This is a genomic window from Celeribacter halophilus (assembly GCF_900114135.1).
Classification (GTDB): domain Bacteria; phylum Pseudomonadota; class Alphaproteobacteria; order Rhodobacterales; family Rhodobacteraceae; genus Celeribacter; species Celeribacter halophilus.
Genome location: NZ_FORY01000001.1, coordinates 277,262 through 302,379, shown reverse-complemented (window position 1 = coordinate 302,379; position 25,118 = coordinate 277,262). Strand labels below are relative to the sequence as shown.

The following is a 25,118-nucleotide window of genomic DNA, read 5'->3' as shown; positions in this document are numbered from 1 at the left end:
AGTGTCCTTTAATGTGTGGCGACGTCTGCAACCATCGGCAGAGCGGCGTGATAGGTTTCAAGAAGGGCGGAGACCGACGGCCCGATGAGATCAAGCACCAGCGAGGGATAGATCCCGAGAAGAAGAGTCATGGCCACCAGAGGCGCAAAGATCCATTTCTCCCGCGCGGTCATATCCTTGATCGTCTTCAGGCTTTCCTTGATCAGATCACCCAGCACAACGCGGCGGTAGAGCCAGAGCGCGTAACAGGCCGAGAAGATCACGCCCGTAGCAGCGACCAGAGCAATCCATGTGTTGGCCTGGAACATGCCGATGATCGTCAGGAACTCGCCGACAAAGCCGGAGGTGCCCGGAAGGCCGATGTTGGCCATGGTGAAGAACATGAAGATCAGCGCGTAAGCCGGCATCTTGTTCACCAGCCCGCCAAACGCCGCGATGTCACGGGTGTGCATCCGGTCGTAGATCACACCGACGCAGAGGAACAACGCGCCCGCGACAAAACCGTGGGAGATCATCTGAAAGATCGCGCCATCGAGACCTTGCTGGTTCATGGTGAAAATCCCTGCGGTCACATAGCCCATGTGCGCAACAGAGGAATAGGCGATCAGCTTTTTCATATCCTCCTGCACCAGCGCCACGACAGAGGCGTAGACGATGGCGATGACCGACAGCACCATGATGAAATCGGCAAGGTTAGCCGACGCCACAGGGAACATCGGCAGCGAGAAGCGCAAGAAGCCGTAGCCGCCCATCTTCAACAGGATCGAGGCCAGAACCACGGAGCCGGCAGTCGGCGCCTGAACGTGCGCGTCCGGCAACCATGTGTGCACCGGCCACATCGGCATCTTCACCGCGAAAGAGGCGAAGAAAGCGAGGAAAGCCAGTGTCTGGAACCCGCCGACAATGTTGAAGCCCAGCACCTGAATGGTCTCGGAAGAGAACTCATGCGCCATAAGCTGCACAATGTCGGTGGTGCCCGCGTCGATATACATGGCCACCATCGCCACCAGCATCAGCACGGAGCCGAGGAAGGTGTAGAGGAAGAATTTGAACGCGGCATAGATGCGGTTCTGACCGCCCCAGATGCCGATGATCAGGAACATCGGGATCAGGCCCGCCTCGAAGAAGAGGTAGAAGAGCATCAGGTCCAGCGCACAGAACACGCCGAGCATGAGCGTTTCCAGAAGCAGGAAGGCAATCATGTATTCCTTGACGCGGGTTTTCACATCCCACGCGGACCAGATCACCAGCGGCATCAGCGCCGTGGTGAGCATCACGAACAGGACAGAAATCCCGTCCACGCCCATTTTGTATTTCAGCCCCATGATCCAGTCGGCCTCTTCGACCATCTGGAACCCTGTGTCCTGCGGGTTGAACCCGAAAAGAATGAACAGCGAGACCACAAAGGTGATCACCGTCGCAAAGAGCGCAAGGCGTTTTGCATTCAGTTGAGCGACTTCGTCCTCGCCGCGCAAAAACAGCGCGAGCACGAGAGCGGCCACCGTCGGAAGGAAGGTGACGAAGGAAAGCACGTTATCCATTAGTGAGCCCCCCCGCCGATCGACATCCAGGTTACCAAGATCACAATCCCCAGAACCATGCTAAAAGCGTAAGTGAAGATGAAGCCCGACTGCGCACGCCCGGCAAGGCGGGTGAAGAAGGGCACGATGCCAAGTGCGATGCCATTGATGGCCCCGTCGATGGTGCCCACGTCACCGCGTTTCCACAGGAAGCGGCCAAGAGCCAACAGGGGACGCACAATGATCGCGTCGTAGATCTCGTCGAAATACCATTTGTTCAGCAGGAACTGATAGGCGACGGGCTGGCTTTTTGCCAGCTTCGCGGGCGTTTCCGGTTTCCAGATGTAGAACCAGACCGCAATCAGGAAGCCCAGCACCATGGCGATAAAGGGCGAGACTTTCACCCATGTCGGCGCGTGGTGGGCATCGTCGAGAATGGTGTTATCCGCCGCTAAGAAGATCGCACCCTGCGGAGCCATGCCCTCGGCATGTTCGGCACCATGCGTATCAGCCACGACATGCGCGTCATCTGCATGGGCGTCTGTATGCGTGTCTGCGTCACCTTCAACCATCTCCACCTCCGCATGATGCGGCAGGCCAAAGAAATCGGTGAACTTGTCATGATCGCCAAAGAAGCTGTTGTACCAGATCATCCCGCCGAAGATCGCCCCCAGAGACAAGGTGCCAATGGGGATCAGCATCACAAGCGGGCTTTCATGGGCATGGTCATGCGCATGATGGTCGCCGCGCGGCTTGCCGAAGAAGGTCAGGAAGATGAGGCGCCACGAGTAGAAAGACGTGAACAGCGCCGCGATGACCAGCATCCAGAAGGCATAACCCACACCGGACGCATAGGCGCTCTCGATGATCGCGTCTTTCGACAGGAAGCCCGCAAAGCCGATGGTGGTCAGCGGAATGCCGACACCGGTGATGGCCAGCGTGCCGATGATCATCATCCAGAAGGTGAACGGGATCTTCTTGCGCAGCGCACCGTAGTTCCGCATGTCCTGTTCGTGATGCATCGCGGTGATCACCGAACCGGCCCCGAGGAACAGCATCGCTTTGAAGAACGCGTGTGTCAGAAGGTGGAACATCGCCGGACCATAAGCGCCCACACCTGCGGCCACGAACATGTAGCCGAGCTGCGAACAGGTCGAATAGGCGATCACCCGTTTGATGTCGTTCTGCACAAGACCCACCGTTGCGGCGAAAAACGCCGTGGTGGCCCCGATGTAGACGATGAAGGTCTGCGCCTGCGGTGCATATTCAAAGACCGGCGACATACGGCAGACGAGGAAGACCCCCGCCGTCACCATGGTCGCGGCGTGGATCAGCGCCGACACGGGCGTCGGGCCTTCCATCGCGTCCGGCAACCATGTGTGCAAGAAAAGCTGCGCCGATTTCCCCATCGCTCCGACGAAGAGCAGGAAGGCCAGGAGATTGGCAGCATTCCATTCCGTCCAGAGGAAGTGCAGCGAAGTATTCGCCAGAAGTGGTCCCGAGGCGAACACATCGTCAAAGCGCACACTGTCCGTCACAAGGAACAGACCCGCCATGCCGAGGATGAACGCGAAGTCCCCCACACGGTTGACGATAAAGGCTTTCATAGATGCTGCGCCTGCGGACGGTTTCTTGAAATAGAACCCGATGAGAAGGTAGGAGGCCAGCCCCACGCCTTCCCAGCCGAAGAACATCTGGAGCAGGTTGTCCGATGTCACCAGCATCAGCATGGTGAAGGTAAAGAAAGAAAGATAGGCAAAGAACCGTGCACGGTAGGGTTCGTCATCACTGAAGTTCTCGTCATGGGCCATGTAGCCAAGAGAGTAGAGATGCACGAGCGCCGACACGGTATTGACCACGATCAGCATGATCGTCGTCAGCCGGTCGAGCCGGATACCCCAGTCAACAAAGAGTGATCCGCTTTCGATCCAGCGCAGAACCGTAACATGCTCGGTCGCGCCATCAAAAGTGAGAAACACAACCCAAGACAGGATCGCGGCGAGGAACAAAAGACCTGTGGTCAGATATTGCGCGCTCTTCTCGCCGATCACGCGCCAGCCAAAGCCGGCGATGAGGGCCCCCACAAGCGGCGCAAAGAGGATGATCGTTTCCATAGCCAGTTACCCTTTCATCACGTTGACGTCTTCGACGTCGATCGTGCCGCGGTTGCGGAAGAAGCTCACGAGAATGGCCAGCCCGATGGCGGCCTCTGCTGCGGCCACGGTAAGCACCAGCATCGTGAAAATCTGTCCCGTCAAATCCCCCATAAAGGAGGAGAAGGCGACAAGGTTGATATTGACCGACAGCAGGATCATCTCGATCGACATCAGGATGATGATGATGTTCTTCCGGTTCAAAAAGAGCCCGAAGATGCCGATGACAAACAGCGCCGCGGCCACTGTCAGGTAATGTTCAAGTCCGACCATGTCGTCCCTCAGTTCTTTCTCTCTCGCCGCCTTGTCGCGGCCTTAGGTAACGGGGCAAACTCTGCGCGCCCCGCTCATTCGAAGGCTTAAAGCCCCTGCCCCGGTTTCACGTCCTTCATTTCGAAGGAGTCTTCGGGCTTGCGATACATCTGCTGGAGCACGTTCTGGCGTTTGACATCCGAACGGTGGCGCAGCGTCAGGACAATCGCCCCGATCATCGCGACCAGAAGCACCAGCCCCGCCAGTTGGAACAGCATCAGGTAGTCGTCATACATCAACTGCCCCAGAGCAGCGGTGTTATGCACCTCGGCGGCATCCGGCGTGATAGAGCGACGCAGCGCCTCGGCCCCCTCGGCAGAACTCCAGTCGCCAAAGGCAAAGCCCATCTGCAACAGCAGAACCACACCGATCAGCAGGCCGAATGGCAGGTATTGTGCCATCCCCGCTTTCAACTCGGCAAAATCCACATCGAGCATCATGACCACGAAGAGGAACAGGACCATGACAGCGCCGACATAAACAATGACCAGAAGCATCGCGACGAATTCCGCGCCCAGAAGCACGAAAAGCCCCGATGCTGTCAGGAATGTGACGATCAGCCAGAGGACGGAATGCACGGGGTTCCGGGATACGACCGTGAACACCCCGGCCACCAGCATCACGATGGCGAAAAGGTAAAATGCGTAATCTGCGACAGTCATTCACTGCCCTCCTGCGTCTCGGAGAAGACGTCTTGCGCCAGCTCCAGTGCCTTCGACATTGCCGGAACCCCGCCCAGCATTGACATTTGATAGATCACTTCCGCGATCTCTTGTTGTGTGGCCCCCGCCTCTATGGCGTGGCGGACCGTCATTTTGAATGGCGCGGCGGCCTGTGCCCCCAAAACCGTTTGTCCGGCCAGAACAACCAACAACCGCGTTTTCGCGTCCAACCCGTCCTTGTTGAACGTATTGCCCCAGAACATCTCAATCTGTTCGCGCGACATGGTCGGGAACAACTTGTCGAGAGCCGGCATCTGGAAATTCTCCAGCGCCGGATTTATCGACGCCGCCATTTTCTGGCTCTGCTCGATCATCTCAGCGAAAAGTTTGGTGAAATCGTTCATAAAGGGGTCCAACTCTTAGCGGTAAGGCGCATCCAGTTCGAGGTTGCGGGCAATCTCCGCCTCCCAGATCGCACCGTTCTCAAGGAGTTTATCCTTGTCATAGAACAGTTCTTCACGGGTTTCGGTAGAGAATTCGAAATTCGGGCCTTCGACAATGGCATCCACAGGGCAGGCTTCCTGACAGAAACCGCAGTAGATGCATTTGGTCATGTCGATGTCGTAGCGCGTGGTGCGCCGTGATCCGTCTTCGCGCGGCTCGGCATCAATGGTGATGGCCTGTGCAGGGCAGATCGCCTCGCACAATTTACACGCGATGCAGCGCTCTTCGCCGTTGGGATAGCGGCGCAACGCATGTTCGCCGCGGAACCGCGGGCTGAGCGGGCCTTTTTCATGCGGGTAGTTGATCGTCGCTTTGGGGGCGAAGAAATACCGCAGTCCGATTTTGAAGCCGGCCCAGATGTCCATCATCAGGAAATACTTGGCGGCGCGGGTGTAATCGAGAGCCATGGGTTAGCCTCCTACCGTCCAGCGCGCATAGGTTCCCCAGAACGCACCGTATTGAGCAAAAAATGCGACCAGAACGACCCAGCCCAGCGACAGCGGCAGGAAGACTTTCCAGCCAATGCGCATCAACTGGTCGTAGCGGTAACGCGGGACAATGGCTTTCACCATCGAGAAGATAAAGAAGGCGATCAGCATCTTGAGGATCAGCCACAGGATACCATCGGGCAGGAATTCGACCGGCGAGTTCCAGCCGCCAAAGAACAGGATCGACACGAGGGCACACATCAGCACCACCGCCATCAACTCGCCCATCATGAACAACAGAAACGGTGTGGAGGAATATTCCACCTGATAGCCAGCAACGAGTTCCGATTCCGCTTCGGGCAAGTCGAACGGCGGGCGGTTGGTTTCCGCCAGAGCCGAGACAAAGAACAAGAAGACCATCGGGAAGTGCGGCAGCCAGTACCAGCTGAAGATCCCTGCCCCATCTTGCGCCGCGACGATGTCACCGAAGTTCATAGAACCCGACGAGAGCACGACACCGATGATGATGAGCCCGATGGAGACCTCGTAGGAAATCATCTGTGCGGCAGAGCGCAGCGAACCCAGAAACGGATATTTCGAGTTGGACGCCCAGCCTCCCATGATGACGCCGTAAACCTCAAGCGAGGAGACTGCGAAGATGTAGAGGATTGCCACATTGATGTCTGCGATGACCCAGCCGTCATTCCACGGGATCACCGCCCATGCGATAGCCGCCGTGATAAAGGTAATCATCGGCGCGAGGTAGAAGACGAACTTGTCCGCCCCTGCCGGTACGACCACCTCTTTCACGAGGTATTTGATGAAGTCCGCAAAAGACTGCAACAGGCCGAAAACGCCCACGATGTTGGGGCCTTTACGCATCTGGACCGCGGCCCAGATCTTACGGTCGCCATACATCAGGAAGGCGAGCGCCACGAAGAGCGGCACGAGGACCAGCAAAATCTGCCCGAGCGTGAGCAGAAAGATCCCCAAGTTAGTTGTCGTGAAAAATTCGACCATTTTTCAGCCTTTCACACCGTCGGTATTCCGTTATCCCGACAGTTTGCGACGACGACTTCTGCGTCGAGCTTGCGCAAACCTTCGGGAAGCGCTGGCGAGATGGTGTAAACAGCATCCGCGCGCCAAATTCCAGCCTCATGTGCAACATTTGTCCGCACATGTCGCGCAAATCCGAAACCCCGGATCAGCGCATATTGCGCGGCGGCACAATCTGCATAGGCCACCACGTCCTTTTTTGCCTCGTCGCCTTTGGCGGAAACGAAGAAATTCACCAGATCACCGTCCAGAAGACGGGTCTCCACACCGAGATATTCGGTTTGCCCCGCCATACGCCCCGCCTCGGCCTCGGGCGCAGCAACAGCACAGCCCGAAAGCTGAACCGCCGCCAGAAGCCCAAGCACCAGACCGGCAGGATATGTGGCGCGCCCCGTCATCACTCGGCAGCCACCGGTGTCTCTTTGCGCGCCTTGGCCATAGCGGAGAGTTCCGCCATCAGCACGGAGGAACGCGCAATCGGGTTTGTCAGATAGAAATCCTTCACCGCGTTGCGGAAAGTCGCCTTGCCCAGCGGTTTCTCCGGAAGTGCCACCACCTCGTTTTCCGGCACCGAGTCGATCTGTGCCAGATGCGGCACGTCTTCGATCAGGGCATTACGCAGTTGCGCCAGCGAGTCGTAAGGCAGCGTTGCGCCCACTTCGCTCGAAAGAGCACGCAGGATCGCCCAGTTCTCTTTCGCCTCACCCGGCGGGAAAGCCGCACGAAGCGCCAGTTGCGGACGCCCTTCGAGATTGACGAACAGGCCGGTTTCTTCGGTATAGGCCGCTCCGGGCAGGACCACATCGGCACGATGTGCGCCCAGATCGCCATGCGAGCCTTGGTAGATCACGAAAGGACCATCAGCGATTTCGACTTCATCCGCGCCGAGGTTGTAGATCACCTCCGCACCATTCGTCGCCGCATCAAGACCGCCTTCGGTCACAGCATTGACATCCATCGCCCCGACACGGCTTGCTGCGGTGTGCAGCACCATGAGTTTCGAGCCGGTGGCCTCGCAAAGCTTTTGCGCCGCAGCCAGAACCGCTTCGCCATCGGCCTCGTTGATTGCACCTGCGCCGACGATGACGATGGAGGGCTGATCGACAACCGCACCATAGTCCTTGTTCAACAGGCTTTCGAGCGCCGCGCGATCCGTGCCCACATGGGTGTAACCATAGGTCAGATCGACCGCCTCGCCGACCAGCCCGACCTCGGCACCTTTCACCCAAGCCTTGCGGATACGTGCATTCAGCACCGGCGCTTCGTCGCGCGGGTTGGTGCCGATCATCTGGATGAATTTCGCGTCATCAATATCTTCGATCTTCGCCGTGCCAGCATAAACGCCACGGTTGCCGATTGGCAGTTTCGCACCGTCCACACGACATTCCACATGGCCGCCAAGCCCTTCGACGAGACCTTTCAAAGCGTAAACCGCTTCGACAGGGGCCAGATCGCCCACGATGCCCGCGACTTTCTTGCCCTTCATGGCATTGGCTGCGGCAGCGAGGGCTTCAGCCCATGTCGCTTTGGTCAACTTGCCATTCTTACGGATGTAGGGCGTGTCGATACGCTGGCGTTTGAGACCGTCCCAGATGAAACGGGTCTTGTCGGAAATCCATTCCTCGTTCACGCCATCATGGTTGCGCGGCAGAATGCGCATCACTTCACGGCCCTTGGTGTCCACACGAATGTTGGAGCCAAGCGCGTCCATCACGTCGATGGTCTCGGTCTTGGTCAATTCCCAAGGACGCGCGGTGAAAGCATAGGGTTTCGAGGTCAGCGCGCCCACCGGACACAGGTCAATGATGTTGCCCTGAAGGTTGGAGGCCAGCGTCTCGTTCAGATAGCTGGTGATCTCGCTGTCCTCGCCACGGCCTGTCTGGCCCATCTGGGTGATGCCCGCGACCTCGGTCGTGAAGCGCACGCAGCGGGTGCAGGAAATACAGCGGGTCATCGCGGTACTGACGAGCGGGCCGAGGTTCAGCTCCTCGGTCGCGCGTTTGGGTTCACGGTAGCGCGAGAAGTCCACACCGTAAGCCACCGCCTGATCTTGCAGGTCACATTCGCCCCCCTGATCACAGATCGGGCAGTCGAGCGGGTGGTTGATGAGCAGGAACTCCATCACCCCTTCGCGGGCTTTCTTCACCATCGGCGAATTGGTTTTCACCACCGGCGGCGCACCTTCCGGCCCCGGACGCATGTCCTTGACCTGCATCGCACAGCTTGCCGCAGGTTTCGGCGGACCGCCCACAACCTCGACCAGACACATGCGGCAGTTGCCCGCAATGGACAGCCGTTCGTGATAGCAGAACCGCGGCACTTCGATCCCGGCCTCTTCACAGGCCTGAAGGATCGTCATAGCCGGATCGACTTCGATCTCGGTCCCGTCAATGATGATTTTGCGCTTGTCTGCCATTCTGCATCACCTGTTCTTCATGAGCTTGCCCAGCGGGGTCCGCTTCGCAACCTGCGCTTTGCCGAAGGCGCACATCGCCTCCGTATCCCGTTTTTCAATGCCGTTCGCGGCAAAGAAGCTTTCCGATTTCTCTGCAAGCGTGGCAAGAAATGCCGGATCTTGCAGCGTTTGTATCTCTTCGGCCCCGTAGCCCTTGGCGGTGATGGTTTCCATCATCGCTTTGGCCTGTTTGTTCACCCGCGCCGTGCGGGCCGACAAAGAGGGGCAGATCGTCGTCAGTTCTGTGACGATCATATTGTCCACGAGAACGGAGGTGATCTCCGCATCTTCCGTGATGCTTTGCGCCATCACAGGGCTCGCCATCAAGGCCATCAGGCCCGCATATGTCATCTGGCGGATCATTTTGTGCTCCTCAGAAAAGACCCGATCACAGAACCGCGCTTGATTTCCGCCTCGCCAAAGGCACAAAGCCCCTCCGCCGTGGTCGGATCAAAGCCGGCCTGACGCACATAGTCCTCGCCCAATCGACGGATGCGCGCCTCTTCCCTGTCGCTTTCGACATAGGCGCGGATTTCGTCGTCGCTGTAGCCCATTTCCGAGGCCTTGTTCTTGAGGCCCCAGAGAAAGGACAGACCTTTCAGCTTCTTGACGTCAATCGTCGGACATTCATCCGCCACTTCGACCGCGAGACCGGCCCAAAGCATATTCCGGTCGATCTCCTTGACCTCGCGAAGCGGCGGCAAATCTGCCGCAGCGGCCAGAGCTGATGTGCCAAGGCACAGGCTCAAAAGCATCGTCTTAACCAGTTTCATTGACAGGTTCCCTTTTGCAGAAAGGTTGCTGTCCCCATGTCGTCTCGTGACCTTCCGTTCATGCGGTCGGTCTTTTTTATCCGTCATACAACCGGACACAGGCCCGCGCCCCATCAGAGCGCCTGAACGCCCGATGTTGAAACCCGCGATATGTGTGTCCGTAGAAATCACGACAGCTCGGCTCCGTTACAAATTAAAAATGAGGTCGACGAGAAGGGCAACACCGACCACGACTGCAGCGATGAGGATGGCGCCGAACCAGCGCCGAAACGTTTCGCCCCATGTTTCGAGAAAAAACCGGACTTCCGTTGGATCGTCATTGACCCATCTGCCACATTTCTCGCACCAGTAATGTCCGAACCCCGGCCCATTTTCATGGCCGCAGTAAGGGCATTTTCCGTCGCGAGGGCGTGGCATTGGATCATAACGTAGAAACCTCCTCAGGCTCATTTACTCGGCAGCAAACGCTGCCGTCACACGGCCGGTTTTCTTGGCTTTGATACGGTCTTCGATGTCATCGCGGAAGTGACGGATCAGACCCTGGATCGGCCAGGCTGCCGCATCACCAAGCGCACAGATCGTATGACCTTCGACCTGTTTGGTGACGTCCAGAAGCATGTCGATCTCTTCGATCTCCGCATCCCCCGTCACCAGACGGTCCATCACACGCATCATCCAGCCGGTGCCTTCACGGCACGGCGTGCACTGCCCGCAGCTTTCATGTTTGAAAAACGAGGCCAGACGCCACACGGCTTTGACCACGTCCACAGAATTGTCCATGACGATCATACAGCCCGTGCCGAAGGAGGATTGGTTCTCCCGCATCCAGTCAAAGTCGAAGATCGCATCTTCGAGCTTTTCTTTCGGCAGCACCGGACAGGAGGCCCCGCCCGGAATGATAGCTTTCAGATTGTCCCAGCCACCGCGGATACCGCCACCGTGTTTCTCGATGATCTCGCGCACGGAAAGCGACATTTCTTCCTCGAAAACACAGGGCGTATTTACGTGACCGGTAAGCGCCATAAGCTTGGTGCCCGCGTTGTTCGGACGTCCGAAGGAGGCGAACCATTCCGGCCCGCGCCGCAGGATCGTCGCCACAACAGCAATGGATTCCACGTTGTTCACCGTGGTCGGGCAACCATAGAGACCCGCGCCCGCCGGAAACGGCGGTTTCATCCGCGGCATGCCCTTTTTGCCTTCAAGGCTTTCCAAGAGCGCTGTTTCTTCACCACAGATATAGGCCCCTGCCCCGTGGTGCAGATAGACGTCGAAATCATAGCCGGACTTGCAGGCATTGCGCCCGATGAGACCGGCGTCATAGGCCTCGTCAATCGCGGCCTGAAGGGCTTCTCTCTCGCGAATATATTCGCCGCGAATGTAGATATAGGCGGCACAGGCCCCCATAGCGAAACCGGCGATCAGCGCACCTTCGATCAAGGTGTGCGGATCGTGGCGCATGATTTCGCGGTCTTTACAGGTCGCAGGTTCGGACTCATCGGCGTTGATCACCAGATAGGCCGGACGCCCGTCGGATTCTTTCGGCATGAAGGACCATTTGAGACCGGTCGGGAACCCCGCCCCGCCACGACCACGCAGGCCGGAGGCTTTCATCTGGTCAATGATCCAGTCCCGCCCGTTGGCGAGAATACCTGCCGTGCCGTCCCAATGCCCGCGCTTCATGGCGCCCGCAAGGCTACGGTCATTCATACCGTAGAGGTTGGTAAAGATCCGATCCTGATCCTTGAGCATCGCTCTTGTCCCTTCAGTCCTGCTGACGCCCTGCGCGCCAAATCTGATAAATCACCACAAACGCCCACACGAAGGCGGCGAGCGCCGCAAGGTCAAACAGGAACGCGTATCGCGTTGGCAATCCGAGTTGCCCGCCCAACCATTGGACCCCGATCCAGACCAGCATTGTCGCGGCAATAACAATCGCGACCATCCGCGCCTGCCTCGCCACATGCCGGTCCTTATCGGAACCCATGTTCTTTCCCCTCAATACACGTCACCGTCTTTGACGCGTTTCGAGAATTCCGTTTCCCCGCCAGCGGCAAGGATTTTGGCCTGTTCGACCCATTTGGTCAGCCGCGCTGTCGACGCACCTTTGATGGCCTCGCCCAGCGTTTCAATGTCGTCGCTACCCAAAGCCGCCACCTGCGCATAGGTCGTGATCCCGCGCTCGTGAAGCTGGGCCTCGATCTTCGGCCCGACACCTTTGATCGCCTTGAGATCATCCGGTGCGCCTGTGGCTTTCGAAGCGGAAACCGCCGGCGTTTCTTCCGGAGCAACAGCTTCCTCCGCCACCGTCTCCGTCACGATGCCTTCTTCAGCCGCCGTGTCTTCGACCTCTTCGGTCACAACCGGTTCAGCCGCAACCTTGTCAACAGGCGCGACATCAACAGCCGTATCTTCTTCGACCGGATCAGCCTCGGGTGCCGCTGCCGCAGCCGCCGAACGCACCTCTTTGGTGTCGGTCGTATGAGGCTCCGGTGCGATCTCGTCAGCGGCAGATACCGGCTCGTCGCCAATGCCCGTCGTTTGCATCAGACCGGCAGAACTTACTTCCGCTTCCGGTTTGCCCACCGTCTCCGGTGCGTCTTCTTCATACCAGCCGATCCACAAAAGGATTGCGACAAGGCACGCCACCAGAACGCCGACAATAAAGGATGCGCCGGTTGAATAGCCCGCGATCCACATCAGCGCCAGAAAGGCGAGAATTCCGCAAATCGCGGCGATCAATCCAATTTTCGGCATCTTTGCCTTCATAGCTTCCGTCATCTGTTACTCCTGAAATTCCCTGTTGGTCACTCTGGCGGGCCGTTTGTTTTATGGCCTCTAGAGCTTGAGTATCAGTATTTCGCGCGTTTCGAGAATTCTGTCTCGCCACCTTCGGCAAGAATCTTTGCTTGTTCGATCCAGCCATCCCGTTCGATCCGGCCTTTGAACTTCAATCGGGCATCGACCCAAGCCACTTCTTCCGGCGTCCACTTGGCCACCTGATCGAAATGCCAGAAGCCCAGCTCGTTGAGCGTCTGTTCCAGTTTCGGCCCGACGCCTTTGAGCATTTTGAGGTCATCCGCCCCCGCCTTGCGCGGAGCTTTCATGGTGCGCGGCTTCTTCTCCGCGATCTCGCCCATCGCAGGTTCGGCTTTGGAGGCCGGTTTGCCCTTCGACTTGGCATCTGCTTCCTGCTTGGTCACGCCAGACTTGGACGCAGATTTGTTCGCAGCTGGTTTCGGTTCGGCTTTCTTGGCCGCCGCCTGTTGCACAGCGGATTTCGGCGTCGGCGCGGGTTTCGGCGTGTTGCCATGCCCTGCCCCTTTGGAAATCCACGGCGTCAGAAGCGGCACTTCGGTGCCGTCGATCCGCTTGAGCGTATCGCCAATATCGACCGCGCGCTGCACGGAGCCGTTATATTGCGCGCCCGTGCCCTTGTGTTCGGCCAGAACCACCGGACCACCGGCGGGTTCGGAAGAATACCGCCCGATCTGCGATCCCGGCACAGGCACATTGCCCGCAGCCATGTCGTCCAGCAGTTTGGAGAAATTCTCGGCACTCAGGTCTTCGTAGTAGTCCTTACCGATCTGGGCCATCGGTGCGTTGGCACAGGCGCCCAGACATTCGACCTCTTCCCACGAAAACTTGCCATCCGCAGAAAGCGTATGCGGCGTGGGGGCGATCTTTTCCTTGCAGACGGAAATGATGTCGCCGGAGCCGCAGATCATGCAGGTCGTCGTGCCGCAGACCTGAATATGAGCCACGGTCCCGACCGGTTGCAGCTGGAACATAAAGTAGAACGTCGCCACTTCCAGCACGCGGATATAGGGCATGCCGAGCATGTCACCTACATATTCGATCGCCGGTTTGGTGAGCCAGCCCTCCTGCTCCTGCGCCCGCCACAACAGCGGAATCACGGCAGATTGCTGACGTCCTTCGGGGTATTTGGCGATTTGTCCTTCGGCCCAGGCGAGGTTCGCCGGAGTAAATTCGAAAGACGCGGGTTGTTCGTGATAAAGACGGCGGAGCATTAGCGGTCGACCTCCCCGAAAACGATGTCCATGGTGGCGATGAGAGCGGAAACGTCAGCCAGTTGGTGACCTTTCGCCATGTGATCCATCGCCTGCAAGTGAAGGTAGCCCGGCGCACGCAGCTTGGCGCGGTAAGGCTTGTTGGTGCCGTCCGAATAGAGATAGACGCCGAACTCGCCCTTGGGCGCTTCGACGCAGGCATAAACCTCGCCCTCGGGCAGTTTGAACCCTTCGGTGTAGAGTTTGAAGTGGTGGATGAGGGCCTCCATCGAGGTCTTCATGTCCTTGCGCTTCGGCGGTGTCAGCTTGCCACGCGCCAGCACGTCACCCTGATTTTCCGGTTCGCGCAGCTTGGCGATACATTGCTTGATGATCTTGGTCGCCTCGGCCATCTCCTGCATCCGAACCATGTAACGGTCATAGCAGTCGCCGTTGGTGCCCACCGGAATCTGGAAGTCGAACTCGTCGTAGCATTCGTAAGGCTGGCTGCGACGCAGGTCCCACGCCATGCCGGAACCGCGCACCATCACGCCGGAGAAGCCCCAGTCGAGCGCTTCCTGTTCCGTGATCACGCCGATATCCACTGTCCGCTGTTTGAAAATGCGGTTGTCCGACAGCAAGTAGTGAATGTCGTCAAGCACTTTCGGGAACGCGTCGGCCCATGTCTCGATGTCGTCGATCAGATCCGGCGGCAGGTCCTGATGGACACCACCGGGACGGAAATAGGCGGAGTGCAAACGGGCACCACAGGCGCGCTCGTAGAAAATCATGAGCTTTTCGCGCTCTTCAAAGCCCCACAGCGGCGGGGTCAGCGCCCCCACGTCCATCGCGCCTGTGGTGACGTTCAGGAGGTGGTTCAGCACACGGCCAATCTCGGAATAGAGCACACGGATCAAAGAGGCGCGGCGCGGAATTTCAACGCCTGCGAGACGTTCGATGGCCAGACACCATGCATGTTCCTGATTCATCGGCGCCACATAGTCGAGGCGATCCAGATAAGGCAGGTTTTGCAGGTAGGTGCGGTTCTCCATCAGCTTTTCGGTGCCGCGATGCAACAGGCCGATATGCGGATCGGCACGTTCCACGATCTCGCCGTCCAGCTCAAGAACCATCCGCAACACACCGTGGGCCGCAGGGTGCTGGGGCCCGAAGTTGATGTTGAAATTGCGGATCTTCTGTTCCCCGCTGCCCGCATCGTGCGAACCGTCATCATAGGTGTTTTGCCGGATGTCGCCGTCCATCATTCAGATCCTCGCCATATTCGCTTGCCACCCGGCGGGCAGCTTGCCAAAGGTCTTTTCCACATAGGCATATTGCGGGGCCAGAAAGCGCGCCGCCTCATGCCGTTGCTTGTCACTCAGTTCCAGTTTCACGCCCTCATGGGCATGGGGGTCTTTCTCGACGGGTCTCTCCGCGATACCCAAAAACCGGCACAACGTCCCAAGCCCCTCGCCCGTCAGCAAATCTTCGGTGAACCCGACGAGCAGCTTGTCTTCGGGCACCGCCCGCTTCAGTTTCTCAATAATCCCCGCGTAATCTCCACGCGGGGCGATATGTTTTTCCAGATCACGGTTCACCACGCGGTTCATGATCCGCTTGGCCTTCACCTCGACTTCCTCACCGGGGCGGCGCTGGCGCTTGGCCTGCATCCGCACATGGGACCAAAGACGCTCCACAGGGTCGCGCATCAGGAACACAAACCGCACGTCAGGGGCCATATGCGCCATGTCGCGCAAACAGTCCTCCGACAAAAGCCCGTATCCCGGCGTGATGTCGCCCGCGAGTTTTTTGTCCCCGATTCCGTCCAGAAGATAGAACAGATAGTCCGACACCCCGTCTTCGCCCAGTTCCAGAATGCGCACGATCTCGTCGACATCCTTGATCTGGCGGTCGAGATTGGCCACTTTCCACCGGTTTCCGTTCTGGCGCGCCACGTCCTGACGCCGGACCAGATCCGCACGCAAACGCGCGAACACATCGAACTGGAACGCGTAATCCTCGTTCTCCACCGTGTCGAAATAGTGGATCTCCTTGACGGAGCGCATGTGGCAATCCGGATGGTCATGCAGATAGCGGTAAAGCGAGCTTGTGCCCGCTTTAGTCGCGCCAACGCAGATCATGATGGCCGGATCGCCGCTCACATCAGGCCCCCTTCTCGTCGCCGGGGAGGATGTATTTTGCCCCTTCCCACGGGGAAAGGTTGTCGAACTGGCGGTATTCCTGCACGAGGCTCACCGGTTCATAGACGACGCGTTTGAGCTCTTCATCATAACGCACTTCGGTGTAGCCGGTGGCCGGAAAATCCTTGCGCAGCGGATGGCCGCGGAAACCGTAATCCGTCAGCAAGCGCCGCAGGTCCGGATGGCCGGAGAAGATGATCCCGAACATGTCGAAGACTTCCCGCTCGAACCAGCCCGCAGAGGGGTGCACGGAGACGATGGACGGGATGGTTTCCTCTTCGCGCAGCGCAGCCACCACGCGGATGCGCTGGTTCTGATACATCGAAAGGAAATGGTAAACGACGTCAAAACGCTGTTCGCGGCTCGGATGGTCCACAGCGGTGATATCCACCAGTGTGGAGAAATTGCTGGTTCCGTCGGTTTTCAGAAACTCGACGAAATCAACAATCCCCGCAGATGTCACCCGCAGGGTCAGTTCGCCATAGGCCAGCTCGGAAGAAAGCACATCATTCGGGCGCTTCATCTCGATATGGGCGGCAAGTTCTTGGAGGGCTTCGCTCATCACATCCTCTCCTTAACGGACAATCGTGCCGGTGCGGCGCATTTTACGTTGCAGTTGCAGGATGCCATACATCAGCGCCTCGGCTGTCGGAGGACACCCCGGAACATAGACATCCACCGGCACAATACGATCACAGCCGCGCACGACAGAATAGCTGTAGTGATAATAGCCGCCGCCGTTGGCGCAGGACCCCATAGAGATCACATAGCGCGGCTCCGGCATCTGGTCATAAACCTTGCGCAGAGCGGGGGCCATTTTGTTGGTGAGCGTTCCGGCCACGATCATCAGATCGGACTGGCGCGGGGAGGCGCGCGGCGCGGTCCCGTAGCGTTCGATGTCATAGCGCGGCATGGAGGTGTGCATCATCTCGACAGCGCAACAGGCCAGACCAAAGGTCATCCAGTGCAAAGACCCCGTGCGGGCCCAGTTGATGATGTCCTCGGTGGAGGTGAGCAAAAAGCCCTTATCCTGCAGTTCCTTGTTGAGAACCTGCGTGGAATGCTCCTTGTCCACACCTGCGGTGTTGGCTCCGGTTGTCACGCCCATTCCAGCGCTCCCTTCTTCCATTCATAGCAAAAGCCCACGGTCAGCACGCCGAGGAACACCATCATCGACCAGAATCCCACCATTCCGATATCCTTGAACGCAACGGCCCAAGGGAACAGGAACGCGATTTCGAGATCGAAAATGATGAACAGGATCGACACGAGGTAGAACCGCACGTCGAACTTCATCCGCGCGTCGTCGAATGCGTTGAACCCACATTCATAGGCCGACACTTTTTCAGGGTCGGGATTGCGCACGGCGAGGATGAGGGCTGCGAAGATGAACACGAGGCCCAGCGCAATGGCGAGGCCGAGGAAAATGACGATGGGGAGATATTCCCGAAGCAAGTCTTCCACGAGCGGCTCCTTGATGGGCGCGCCTCTTCGCGGGACGGGATGTCAGGCGATCGCAGGCACGCTGCTTTGCTAGCTTGTCGTGGTTTATCCCTCTGCGGCACTGTGGTCAACCAACGCAAAGGTGAGAAAGACCCTTGTTACAAGGGGCTTTAGAAGATTTTTTTCGCCGACCGTCCGGTTTTGCTCTCCGGTGCGCCACAAATCACGTCCTGTTTTGATTCGCGGCTTAATTCTTAGTTTTTTTATCAGAATTATCCCAGATCACAACCGCAGACTTGCGAAGGGACACAAAACAAAACGGGCCGCTCAAACAGAACGGCCCGTGTCGATGATATGTCAAAGGGACCCCTGACCCATTGCTATTAAGCCAATGTCAAGCGAGGTGGAGGCGCTCGACCTCCGAGCGAATAATCCGCGCCAATGTTGCGCAATCCTCAAGGCTGAAGGTCAGCGGCAGGCGTATATCCATGATCGAGCGCAGCACGCGGTCACTTTCAGGCAGGCTTTGCGGCTCCGCATAGCGCCAGCTTTCATAACGCGAGGTAAAAGCAACCGGCTCGGGCGCCCCGAACCATTTCAGCTCCACGCCACGCTTCATACAGGCCGCAACCACAGCTTCGATCTTGGCGTCTGGCCATTCCAACAGCAGGAATTGAAAAGAGGAACCGACATAGTGCTCTTGCTGGGGCCGTTCGATCAGGGTCAGCCCCGCCGTGCCACGTAGCCCCTCTTCGAGCACACGATACCGCGCGTTCCACTTGTCCACCTGACTGTCGAGCGCCCGCAACTGCACCCGCAGAATTGCCGCACGCAGATGATCCATCCGCCCCGACACATTGGGCGTGGTGTATTTGATCTTTTCGAACACTTCAGGGGCCGGACCGGCGAGATGCTTGGGGTATAACATATACGATCCCGACAACATGATGGCCCGCGCGGCGATATCTTCGTCATCGGTGACGAGAAATCCCCCCTCCCCCGCATTGATATGCTTGTAGGTCTGGGTCGAATAGCAGCCGATCAGCCCGTGCCGGCCCGACGGTACACCTTCCCACGAAGCCCCCATTGTGTGGGCACAATCTTCGATCACAGCGACGCCTGCGCCGTTACAGATATACATGAGCGCATCCATATCGACGATATGCCCTCGCATATGGGAGAGCATCAGAACCTTCGCGCCCGTCTCCGCGATTTTCACCTGTAGGTCATCAAGATCGATCACCAGCCCCTCGGTCACGCCGACGAACACCGGCTTGGCCCCGACAGAGGCAATCGCGCCGGGCACAGGCGCAAGCGTAAAGGCATTGGTCAGAACTGGCTCTCCCGGCTGAACCTCCAAGGCGCGCAAGGCACACCCCAAGGCATACCCCCCCGACGCCACGGCCAGCGCGTAGGTCGCCCCCGTGTAGGCGGCAAACTCTTTTTCCAGTAAGGCGACCTCCCCCGCTTCGCCAGCTGCGGTGTTATACCGATGCAACCGGCCGGACCGCATCACTGCAACCGCCGCCTCGATGGCCTCTTCGGGGATAGGCTCCTGCTGGGTGAAGTTTCCGGTGAAAACCTCGGTGCTCTCGTTCGCGTTCATCCGATCAACTCCTTGGTGATCCGTGACAGGTCATTGTAATGCGCCAGCAAAGCCTCCGGCTCCAGCTTCTTCACCCCGTCTCCATCCGGCCCGAAGGTGACAAGCACACAAGGCACGCCCGCCGCTTTCGCCGTATTGCGATCCGTCTCGGTGTCCCCGACCAGAAAGGACTGCGCAAGAACGCCTCCGGCCTCTTCCACGGCGGCCACATAGGGTTTCGGATCCGGCTTCGACACGCCCACGGTCTTGGCCCCGATCATGGACCCGAACAGATCACGCACCCCCAGCCTCATCAGCAAACGATCTGCCAGATCCTCCGGCTTGTTGGTGCAAATCCCCACGGCATAACCACTTGTACGCAGCCCTTCGACCGCCTCCACAGCCCCGTCATACAATCGCGTATGCGTGTCGATCTCCTCGGCATAGGCCTCAAGCAGGATCGGGTATTGCTCCATCACCTCCGCCGCTGTGAAGCCCGGTCTGACCTTCGAGAACCCGAGACCAAGCATCGCTCGCGCCCCGCGAAAGGCCGTATGCGCATCGCCCACAGGATCAAGCACATCTCCATAGCCCAGATTGCGGAAACAACTGTTCGCCGCAGCGATCAAATCCGCCGACGTATCCGCCAGCGTTCCATCAAGGTCGAAAATCACGGTTTTCATCGTATCGGGTCTCCTGCAACATCATCAAAGCGGTATTCTTTGGCAAAGACCCGCGCAAACCTGTAATCAGGCGTCAGAAACTGTGATGCGACTACTCTTGCGGCTTTGCGCATCATGGGTAAAACGGCACAGAGATAAAGAAAAGAGCAGATCGGGACGAAAATCATGGCAACAGCCCTCATTCTTCTGGCCGCAGGACAGGGAACACGGATGAATTCCGACCTGCCGAAGGTTTTACACCCGATCGGCAACGCCCCGATGTTTGCCCATGCGCTGGCATCCGGCGCAGCACTGGCGCCTGAGCGCACGGTGCTCGTCGTAGGTCATGGTGCAGATCAGGTTGCCGCCGAGGCTGCCAAGATCGACGACAACATCCTCATCGCCCGCCAGAACGAACAGCTTGGCACAGCGCATGCGGTATTGAAGGCGAAAGAGGCGCTGTCCGGTTTTGAAGGCGATGCCATCGTGTTGTATGGCGACACGCCCTTTATCTCCGAAGCCACGATCTTGCGCATGGTCGAAGCGCGCAAAACGGCGGATGTGGTCGTGCTGGGCTTTGAAGCCGCGGATCCGGCCCGCTACGGACGGCTGGTGACGGAGGGCGACACGCTTCGCCGGATCGTCGAATACAAAGACGCTTCCGAGGCGGAACGCGCCATCACGTTTTGCAATTCCGGCCTGATCGCGGCAGAGGCTTCTGTGCTGTTCGATCTGTTGGAACAGGTCGGCAACGACAATGCGGCGGGGGAGTATTACCTGCCCGACATCATTGAAATCGCGTGGAAAACCGGACGCACGGCAACGGCGGTGGCCTGCGATGAAGCCGAAACACTCGGCGTCAACACCCGCGCCGAACTGGCCCGCGCCGAAGCGATTTTCCAAGCTTCCAAACGCGCAGAGGCGCTGGAGAACGGCGTGACGCTCATGGCCCCAGAGACGGTGTTCTTCTCGCTCGACACCTATATCGGGCGGGACACGGTTGTGGAGCCGAATGTCATCTTCGGCCCCGGTGTCACCGTCGAATCCGGCACCCGCATCCGCGCCTTTTCCCATTTCGAGGGCTGTCATGTCTCGATGGGTGCCACCGTCGGCCCCTTTGCCCGACTGCGCCCCGGCGCGGAACTGGCGAACAATGCCCATATCGGCAATTTCGTCGAAGTCAAAAACGCCCAGATCGGCGAAGGCACCAAGGTGAACCATCTCACCTATATTGGCGATGCCGAGATCGGTGACGGCACCAACGTGGGCGCAGGCACGATCACCTGCAATTATGACGGCGTGTTCAAGCATCGCACGACCATCGGGCGCAACGCCTTCATCGGTTCGAACACCATGCTGGTCGCCCCCGTGACAGTGGGCGACGAAGCGATGACCGCCTCCGGTTCCGTCATCACCTCCGACATCGAACCGGGTGCTCTCGCGATTGCCCGCGCCAAACAGGTGAACAAACCCATGCTCGCCGTGCGGATGTTCGAAAAGTTAAAGTCTTTGAAGGCTAAAAAGCAAAAAGGTCAGTAAAATGTGCGGTATTGTAGGGGTTTTGGGCAATCACGAAGCGGCTCCCATTCTGGTTGAGGCGCTCAAACGGCTGGAATATCGCGGCTATGACAGCGCGGGGATTGCCACGGTTTCCAACGGCAAGCTCGACCGCCGTCGCGCCGTTGGCAAGCTGGTGAACCTCTCGGACCTTTTGGTGCATGAGCCGCTCGCGGGAAAGTCCGGCATCGGGCACACCCGCTGGGCCACCCACGGCGCGCCCTCGGTCACCAACGCCCACCCGCACAAGGCCGGTCCGGTCGCCGTGGTGCATAACGGGATCATCGAAAACTTCCGCGAATTGCGCACCGATCTGGCCGCGAAAGGCTACCCTGCGGCGACGGAAACCGACACGGAGACCGTGGCCTTGCTCTGCCAGAGCTACATGGATGCGGGCAAAGCCCCTGAGGACGCGGCGATGGCCACGATTGACGGGCTCGAAGGTGCGTTTGCGCTGTGTTTTCTCTTTGACGGCGAAGACGATCTTCTAGTCGCCGCACGCAAGGGCTCGCCGCTGGCCATCGGTCACGGCAAGGGCGAGATGTTCGTGGGCTCCGACGCCATCGCTCTGGCACAAATGACCGACCAGATCACCTATCTCGACGAGGGTGACCGCGCCATTCTGACCCGTAACGGGGTCGATATTTTCGACGCAACCGGCGCACAGGTCCAACGCCCGCGCCGCACCATCGCTATGGATGCCGCACGGATCGAAAAAGCCGGCCACAAACACTTCATGGCCAAGGAAATTGCGGAACAACCGACCGTGATTTCCGAAGCGCTGGCCTATTATCTCAACGCCGATGAAACGGGCATCACCCTGCCCGACCCCGGCCTTGATTTCTCCGCCTTCGACCGCATCGTGATGGTGGCTTGCGGCACGGCCTATTACGCCTGTTTCACGGCAAAATACTGGTTCGAACAGGTGGCCCGCATCCCTGTGGAGATCGACGTGGCCTCCGAATTCCGCTACCGCGAACCGCCCGTAAGTGCCCGAACTCTCGCGATTTTTGTCAGTCAGTCGGGGGAAACGGCGGACACTTTGGCCGCACTCAGATATATGTCGGACAAGGCGGACACGATCGTCTCCGTGGTCAATGTCGCAGAAAGCTCCATCGCACGCGAAAGCGACATTGCGCTGCCGATTCTGGCCGGTGTCGAGGTCGGCGTGGCCTCCACCAAGGCCTTCTCCTGCCAGCTGACCGTTCTGGCGCTGCTCGCTTTGGAGGCCGCCCACCAGCGCGGAGAAATCGACGGAGACACGCTGTCGAAACGGCTGACGGAACTGCGCAGCCTGCCCGGCCTTCTGACCCGTGCACTGGATCTAGACGAGACGCTGAACATCATTTCCAACACGCTCTCCGAGGCCAAGGACATTCTCTTCCTCGGTCGCGGCATGATGTATCCGCTCGCCCTCGAAGGCGCGTTGAAACTAAAGGAAATCAGCTACATACATGCGGAAGGCTATGCATCCGGCGAATTGAAACACGGGCCGATTGCCCTGATCGACAGCCACACGCCAGTCATCGTTTTCGCCCCGCATGACGCGCTTTTCGACAAGACCGTGTCGAACATGCAAGAGGTCATGGCGCGTGGCGGAAAGGTGCTTCTGGTCTCCGACCGCAAGGGGCTGGAAGTGGCTTCCGAAGGCGTCTGGCAAACGGTGCAAATGCCCGAAGTGCCCGACCTTTTCGCCCCCCTGCTCTACGCCATTCCTGCCCAGCTCATCGCTTATCACACGGCGGTCGCCAAGGGCACGGATGTGGACCAACCGCGCAATCTGGCGAAATCCGTGACGGTGGAATGAGCGGGCGACACAGGCCCGTTTCGCCCCGCCCAGACCGGTCGGCCCCGCGTCGGACTTATGTCGGACACCTGTCGGGCAGGCCCGCTGTGGCCCAATGGCACGTTGCGCGGCGCGGCACTCTCATCTATCACCGCCTGTAATTGGTCTGCTGGAAAGACCCGGCTGGAAGGAAAGCTGTCCCATGATGTTTGACGACGCGCTCGGAGCGCTCATGACCCACGCCGATACGGCCCGCGCGACCGAATTGGAAAACCGCTTCGGCGCTGGCAGCTATCTCGGCGTGGCCCCGCAGGCGATGGAAGAACTCGCGCGCAGCTGGCGTCAGGAGATCGGCACACCCGAACGCCTCGCACTGGCGCGTGCGCTTTGGGCCGATGGCCCGTTCGAAGCCCGCATCATGGCGGCGAAACTTCTGACCCAAGCGCGGATCAAGGACGATGCCGAAATCTGGGACCAGATTTGCGCATGGATTTCCGAGGCCGCCAACTGGGCCGAACTGGACGCGCTGGCCGCCGCCGGTGCGCGCAGGATCGTCACCGACCTGTCGCGGATGGAAACCGTCCATACGCTTGCCAAATCCGAACGCGTTCTGGACCGCCGCGCCGCCCTCGGCCTCTCGCTGCCGCTGGCGAAACTCGCCCACCCCTCCGAGGCGGAAGTCAACGCCATCGACGATGTGCTCTACTGGCTCACCCATGCGCTCGAAGATAGTGACAAGGACGTGTCGCGCATGGCCGATACATGGCTCAAGAGCCTCGGCAAACATGACCGCAAACGCGCCAGCATGGTGCGCCGTGTGGTGCAGTCTCGCGCAAGTGATGCCTGAAAGGCTTGGCGACACCGCCAAAGCGCCCTAGATTGCCCCGTATGACATCCGCAACGCCCCGCCTCATCGACCCGTTTGCCCGACCGATCACCTATCTTCGGGTGTCGGTGACGGACCGCTGCGATTTCCGCTGTGTCTATTGCATGGCGGAAAACATGACCTTTCTGCCGAAAAAAGAATTGCTGACCCTCGAAGAACTGGACCGCATGTGTTCCACCTTCATCGGGCTGGGCGTCGAAAAACTGCGCATCACCGGCGGCGAACCTCTGGTGCGGCGCGGGATCATGACCTTTTTCGATGGTATGACACGGCATCTGGACAGCGGCGCGTTGAAGGAACTGACCGTCACCACCAATGGCTCGCAACTGTCACGCTTTGCCAAAGTCCTCTATGCGGCGGGCGTGCGGCGGATTAACGTGTCGCTGGACACGTTGGACGCGGCAAAATTCCAGCGGGTGACACGCTGGGGACGGCTTGAACAGGTTCTCGGCGGGATCGCAGCCGCCCGCAACGCAGGGCTGCGGGTCAAGATCAACACGGTTGCCCTCAAGGGCTTTAACGAAGACGAACTCTTCACCCTCACCGACTGGTGCGCCCGCGAGGATATGGACCTGACCTTTATCGAAGTCATGCCGATGGGTGACTTGGGCAACGAGGATCGCGTCGGGCAATACTGGTCGCTCGACGACCTGCGTGCAGATCTCTCTGCGCGGTTCACCCTCACGGACCTGCCGGAAAGCACGGGCGGTCCGGCGCGCTATGTGCGGCTGGAAGAAACAGGACAGAAGATCGGCTTCATCACGCCTTTGACCCATAATTTCTGCGAAAGCTGCAATCGCGTGCGGATGACCTGCACAGGCGAGTTGTTCATGTGTCTGGGACAGGAAGACAACGCCTCCCTGCGTGACATCCTGCGCGCCTCGCCCGATGACGACACCCCGCTGATCCAAGCCATTGAGGCCGCAATCCTGCGCAAGCCCAAAGGCCATGATTTCGACTATTCGCGCCAACGTGCCGACGGTCAGGTCTCCCGCCACATGAGCCACACCGGCGGCTGATCCGCACGATCCCAACACCGCAAATGAAAAGCGCCCCCTGTCAAATGGGAGCGCCTTCGTGTTTCCTTTGTGCCTCAAATACTCAAATCCCGAATACACGGGCACAGAC

At 58.9% G+C, this 25,118-nt stretch carries 26 protein-coding genes; 4 read left to right on the top strand and 22 right to left on the bottom strand.

The window, feature by feature from the left end:
- Positions 1-8: 8 nt before the first annotated feature.
- From BM152_RS01420 to BM152_RS01310, 22 genes are all read right to left on the bottom strand, one after another.
- Positions 9-1,541: an NADH-quinone oxidoreductase subunit M gene (locus BM152_RS01420; RefSeq protein ID WP_066603546.1), complete on the bottom strand. Its 1,533-nt coding sequence runs from the start codon at positions 1,539-1,541 to the stop codon at positions 9-11.
- A complete protein-coding gene (nuoL, locus tag BM152_RS01415; RefSeq protein WP_066603544.1) occupies positions 1,541-3,634 on the bottom strand; it encodes an NADH-quinone oxidoreductase subunit L in 2,094 nt (697 codons plus the stop codon). Before nuoL ends, BM152_RS01420 begins: the two co-directional genes overlap by 1 nt.
- Before the next feature lie 6 nt (positions 3,635-3,640).
- Complete coding sequence (gene nuoK, locus BM152_RS01410) at positions 3,641-3,946, bottom strand: NADH-quinone oxidoreductase subunit NuoK (protein ID WP_066603543.1); 306 nt, start codon at positions 3,944-3,946, stop codon at positions 3,641-3,643.
- A gap of 86 nt (positions 3,947-4,032) precedes the next feature.
- On the bottom strand, positions 4,033-4,647 hold the full coding sequence (locus BM152_RS01405; RefSeq protein WP_066603540.1) for an NADH-quinone oxidoreductase subunit J: 615 nt from the start codon (positions 4,645-4,647) through the stop codon (positions 4,033-4,035).
- Positions 4,644-5,051 carry a carboxymuconolactone decarboxylase family protein gene (locus tag BM152_RS01400; protein WP_066603538.1) on the bottom strand — a complete coding sequence of 136 codons (408 nt, stop codon included), beginning with the start codon at positions 5,049-5,051 and terminating at the stop codon, positions 4,644-4,646. The genes BM152_RS01405 and BM152_RS01400 overlap by 4 nt, the downstream gene beginning before the upstream one ends.
- Positions 5,052-5,066: 15 nt before the next feature.
- On the bottom strand, positions 5,067-5,558 hold the full coding sequence (gene nuoI / locus BM152_RS01395) for an NADH-quinone oxidoreductase subunit NuoI (protein WP_066603536.1): 492 nt from the start codon (positions 5,556-5,558) through the stop codon (positions 5,067-5,069).
- A 3-nt stretch (positions 5,559-5,561) separates the two neighbouring features.
- The gene (gene nuoH / locus BM152_RS01390) at positions 5,562-6,599 is read right to left on the bottom strand and encodes an NADH-quinone oxidoreductase subunit NuoH (protein WP_066603534.1); all 1,038 of its coding nucleotides are present in this window, start codon (positions 6,597-6,599) and stop codon (positions 5,562-5,564) included.
- Between the two features lie 11 nt (positions 6,600-6,610).
- On the bottom strand, positions 6,611-7,033 hold the full coding sequence (locus BM152_RS01385) for a hypothetical protein (protein ID WP_170845852.1): 423 nt from the start codon (positions 7,031-7,033) through the stop codon (positions 6,611-6,613).
- On the bottom strand, positions 7,033-9,051 hold the full coding sequence (nuoG, locus tag BM152_RS01380; protein WP_066603533.1) for an NADH-quinone oxidoreductase subunit NuoG: 2,019 nt from the start codon (positions 9,049-9,051) through the stop codon (positions 7,033-7,035). Before nuoG ends, BM152_RS01385 begins: the two co-directional genes overlap by 1 nt.
- A gap of 6 nt (positions 9,052-9,057) precedes the next feature.
- Positions 9,058-9,453 (bottom strand): DUF5333 domain-containing protein, encoded by a 396-nt coding sequence (locus BM152_RS01375; RefSeq protein WP_066603527.1) that lies wholly within the window; start codon positions 9,451-9,453, stop codon positions 9,058-9,060.
- Complete coding sequence (locus tag BM152_RS01370) at positions 9,450-9,863, bottom strand: DUF5333 domain-containing protein (RefSeq protein WP_066603524.1); 414 nt, start codon at positions 9,861-9,863, stop codon at positions 9,450-9,452. Before BM152_RS01370 ends, BM152_RS01375 begins: the two co-directional genes overlap by 4 nt.
- A gap of 450 nt (positions 9,864-10,313) precedes the next feature.
- Positions 10,314-11,612, bottom strand: a complete 1,299-nt coding sequence (gene nuoF, locus BM152_RS01360; RefSeq protein ID WP_066603514.1) for an NADH-quinone oxidoreductase subunit NuoF — start codon at positions 11,610-11,612, stop codon at positions 10,314-10,316.
- A gap of 13 nt (positions 11,613-11,625) precedes the next feature.
- The gene (locus tag BM152_RS01355; protein ID WP_066603512.1) at positions 11,626-11,847 is read right to left on the bottom strand and encodes a DUF5337 domain-containing protein; all 222 of its coding nucleotides are present in this window, start codon (positions 11,845-11,847) and stop codon (positions 11,626-11,628) included.
- A gap of 11 nt (positions 11,848-11,858) precedes the next feature.
- A complete protein-coding gene (locus BM152_RS01350; RefSeq protein WP_066603508.1) occupies positions 11,859-12,641 on the bottom strand; it encodes a helix-hairpin-helix domain-containing protein in 783 nt (260 codons plus the stop codon).
- Between the two features lie 71 nt (positions 12,642-12,712).
- Complete coding sequence (locus tag BM152_RS01345; RefSeq protein ID WP_066603505.1) at positions 12,713-13,891, bottom strand: NADH-quinone oxidoreductase subunit E; 1,179 nt, start codon at positions 13,889-13,891, stop codon at positions 12,713-12,715.
- Positions 13,891-15,135, bottom strand: coding sequence for an NADH-quinone oxidoreductase subunit D (locus BM152_RS01340; RefSeq protein ID WP_066603502.1), 1,245 nt, complete (start codon positions 15,133-15,135; stop codon positions 13,891-13,893). The genes BM152_RS01345 and BM152_RS01340 overlap by 1 nt, the downstream gene beginning before the upstream one ends.
- Positions 15,136-16,032, bottom strand: coding sequence for a sulfotransferase (locus tag BM152_RS01335; protein ID WP_066603496.1), 897 nt, complete (start codon positions 16,030-16,032; stop codon positions 15,136-15,138).
- Position 16,033: 1 nt separating this feature from the next.
- Positions 16,034-16,633: an NADH-quinone oxidoreductase subunit C gene (locus BM152_RS01330; protein WP_066603492.1), complete on the bottom strand. Its 600-nt coding sequence runs from the start codon at positions 16,631-16,633 to the stop codon at positions 16,034-16,036.
- A gap of 12 nt (positions 16,634-16,645) precedes the next feature.
- Positions 16,646-17,179 (bottom strand): NuoB/complex I 20 kDa subunit family protein, encoded by a 534-nt coding sequence (locus BM152_RS01325; protein ID WP_066603489.1) that lies wholly within the window; start codon positions 17,177-17,179, stop codon positions 16,646-16,648.
- Positions 17,170-17,535 (bottom strand): NADH-quinone oxidoreductase subunit A, encoded by a 366-nt coding sequence (locus BM152_RS01320; protein WP_066603485.1) that lies wholly within the window; start codon positions 17,533-17,535, stop codon positions 17,170-17,172. The genes BM152_RS01325 and BM152_RS01320 overlap by 10 nt, the downstream gene beginning before the upstream one ends.
- Before the next feature lie 373 nt (positions 17,536-17,908).
- Entirely contained in the window at positions 17,909-19,120 is a 1,212-nt protein-coding gene (locus tag BM152_RS01315) for a DegT/DnrJ/EryC1/StrS family aminotransferase (protein WP_066603478.1), read from the bottom strand.
- Entirely contained in the window at positions 19,117-19,782 is a 666-nt protein-coding gene (locus BM152_RS01310) for an HAD-IA family hydrolase (RefSeq protein ID WP_066603476.1), read from the bottom strand. Before BM152_RS01310 ends, BM152_RS01315 begins: the two co-directional genes overlap by 4 nt.
- A gap of 165 nt (positions 19,783-19,947) precedes the next feature.
- Between BM152_RS01310 and glmU the strand changes: the two genes are divergently transcribed.
- The 4 genes from glmU to moaA all read left to right on the top strand — a co-directional run bounded on the left by glmU (position 19,948) and on the right by moaA (position 25,009).
- Positions 19,948-21,300, top strand: a complete 1,353-nt coding sequence (gene glmU, locus BM152_RS01305; RefSeq protein WP_066603473.1) for a bifunctional UDP-N-acetylglucosamine diphosphorylase/glucosamine-1-phosphate N-acetyltransferase GlmU — start codon at positions 19,948-19,950, stop codon at positions 21,298-21,300.
- Between the two features lies 1 nt (position 21,301).
- Positions 21,302-23,125: a glutamine--fructose-6-phosphate transaminase (isomerizing) gene (glmS, locus tag BM152_RS01300; RefSeq protein ID WP_066603470.1), complete on the top strand. Its 1,824-nt coding sequence runs from the start codon at positions 21,302-21,304 to the stop codon at positions 23,123-23,125.
- Positions 23,126-23,306: 181 nt separating this feature from the next.
- On the top strand, positions 23,307-23,951 hold the full coding sequence (locus BM152_RS01295; RefSeq protein WP_066603466.1) for a DNA alkylation repair protein: 645 nt from the start codon (positions 23,307-23,309) through the stop codon (positions 23,949-23,951).
- Between the two features lie 41 nt (positions 23,952-23,992).
- Positions 23,993-25,009, top strand: coding sequence for a GTP 3',8-cyclase MoaA (gene moaA, locus BM152_RS01290; protein ID WP_066603461.1), 1,017 nt, complete (start codon positions 23,993-23,995; stop codon positions 25,007-25,009).
- The last annotated feature ends 109 nt before the right edge of the window (positions 25,010-25,118 follow it).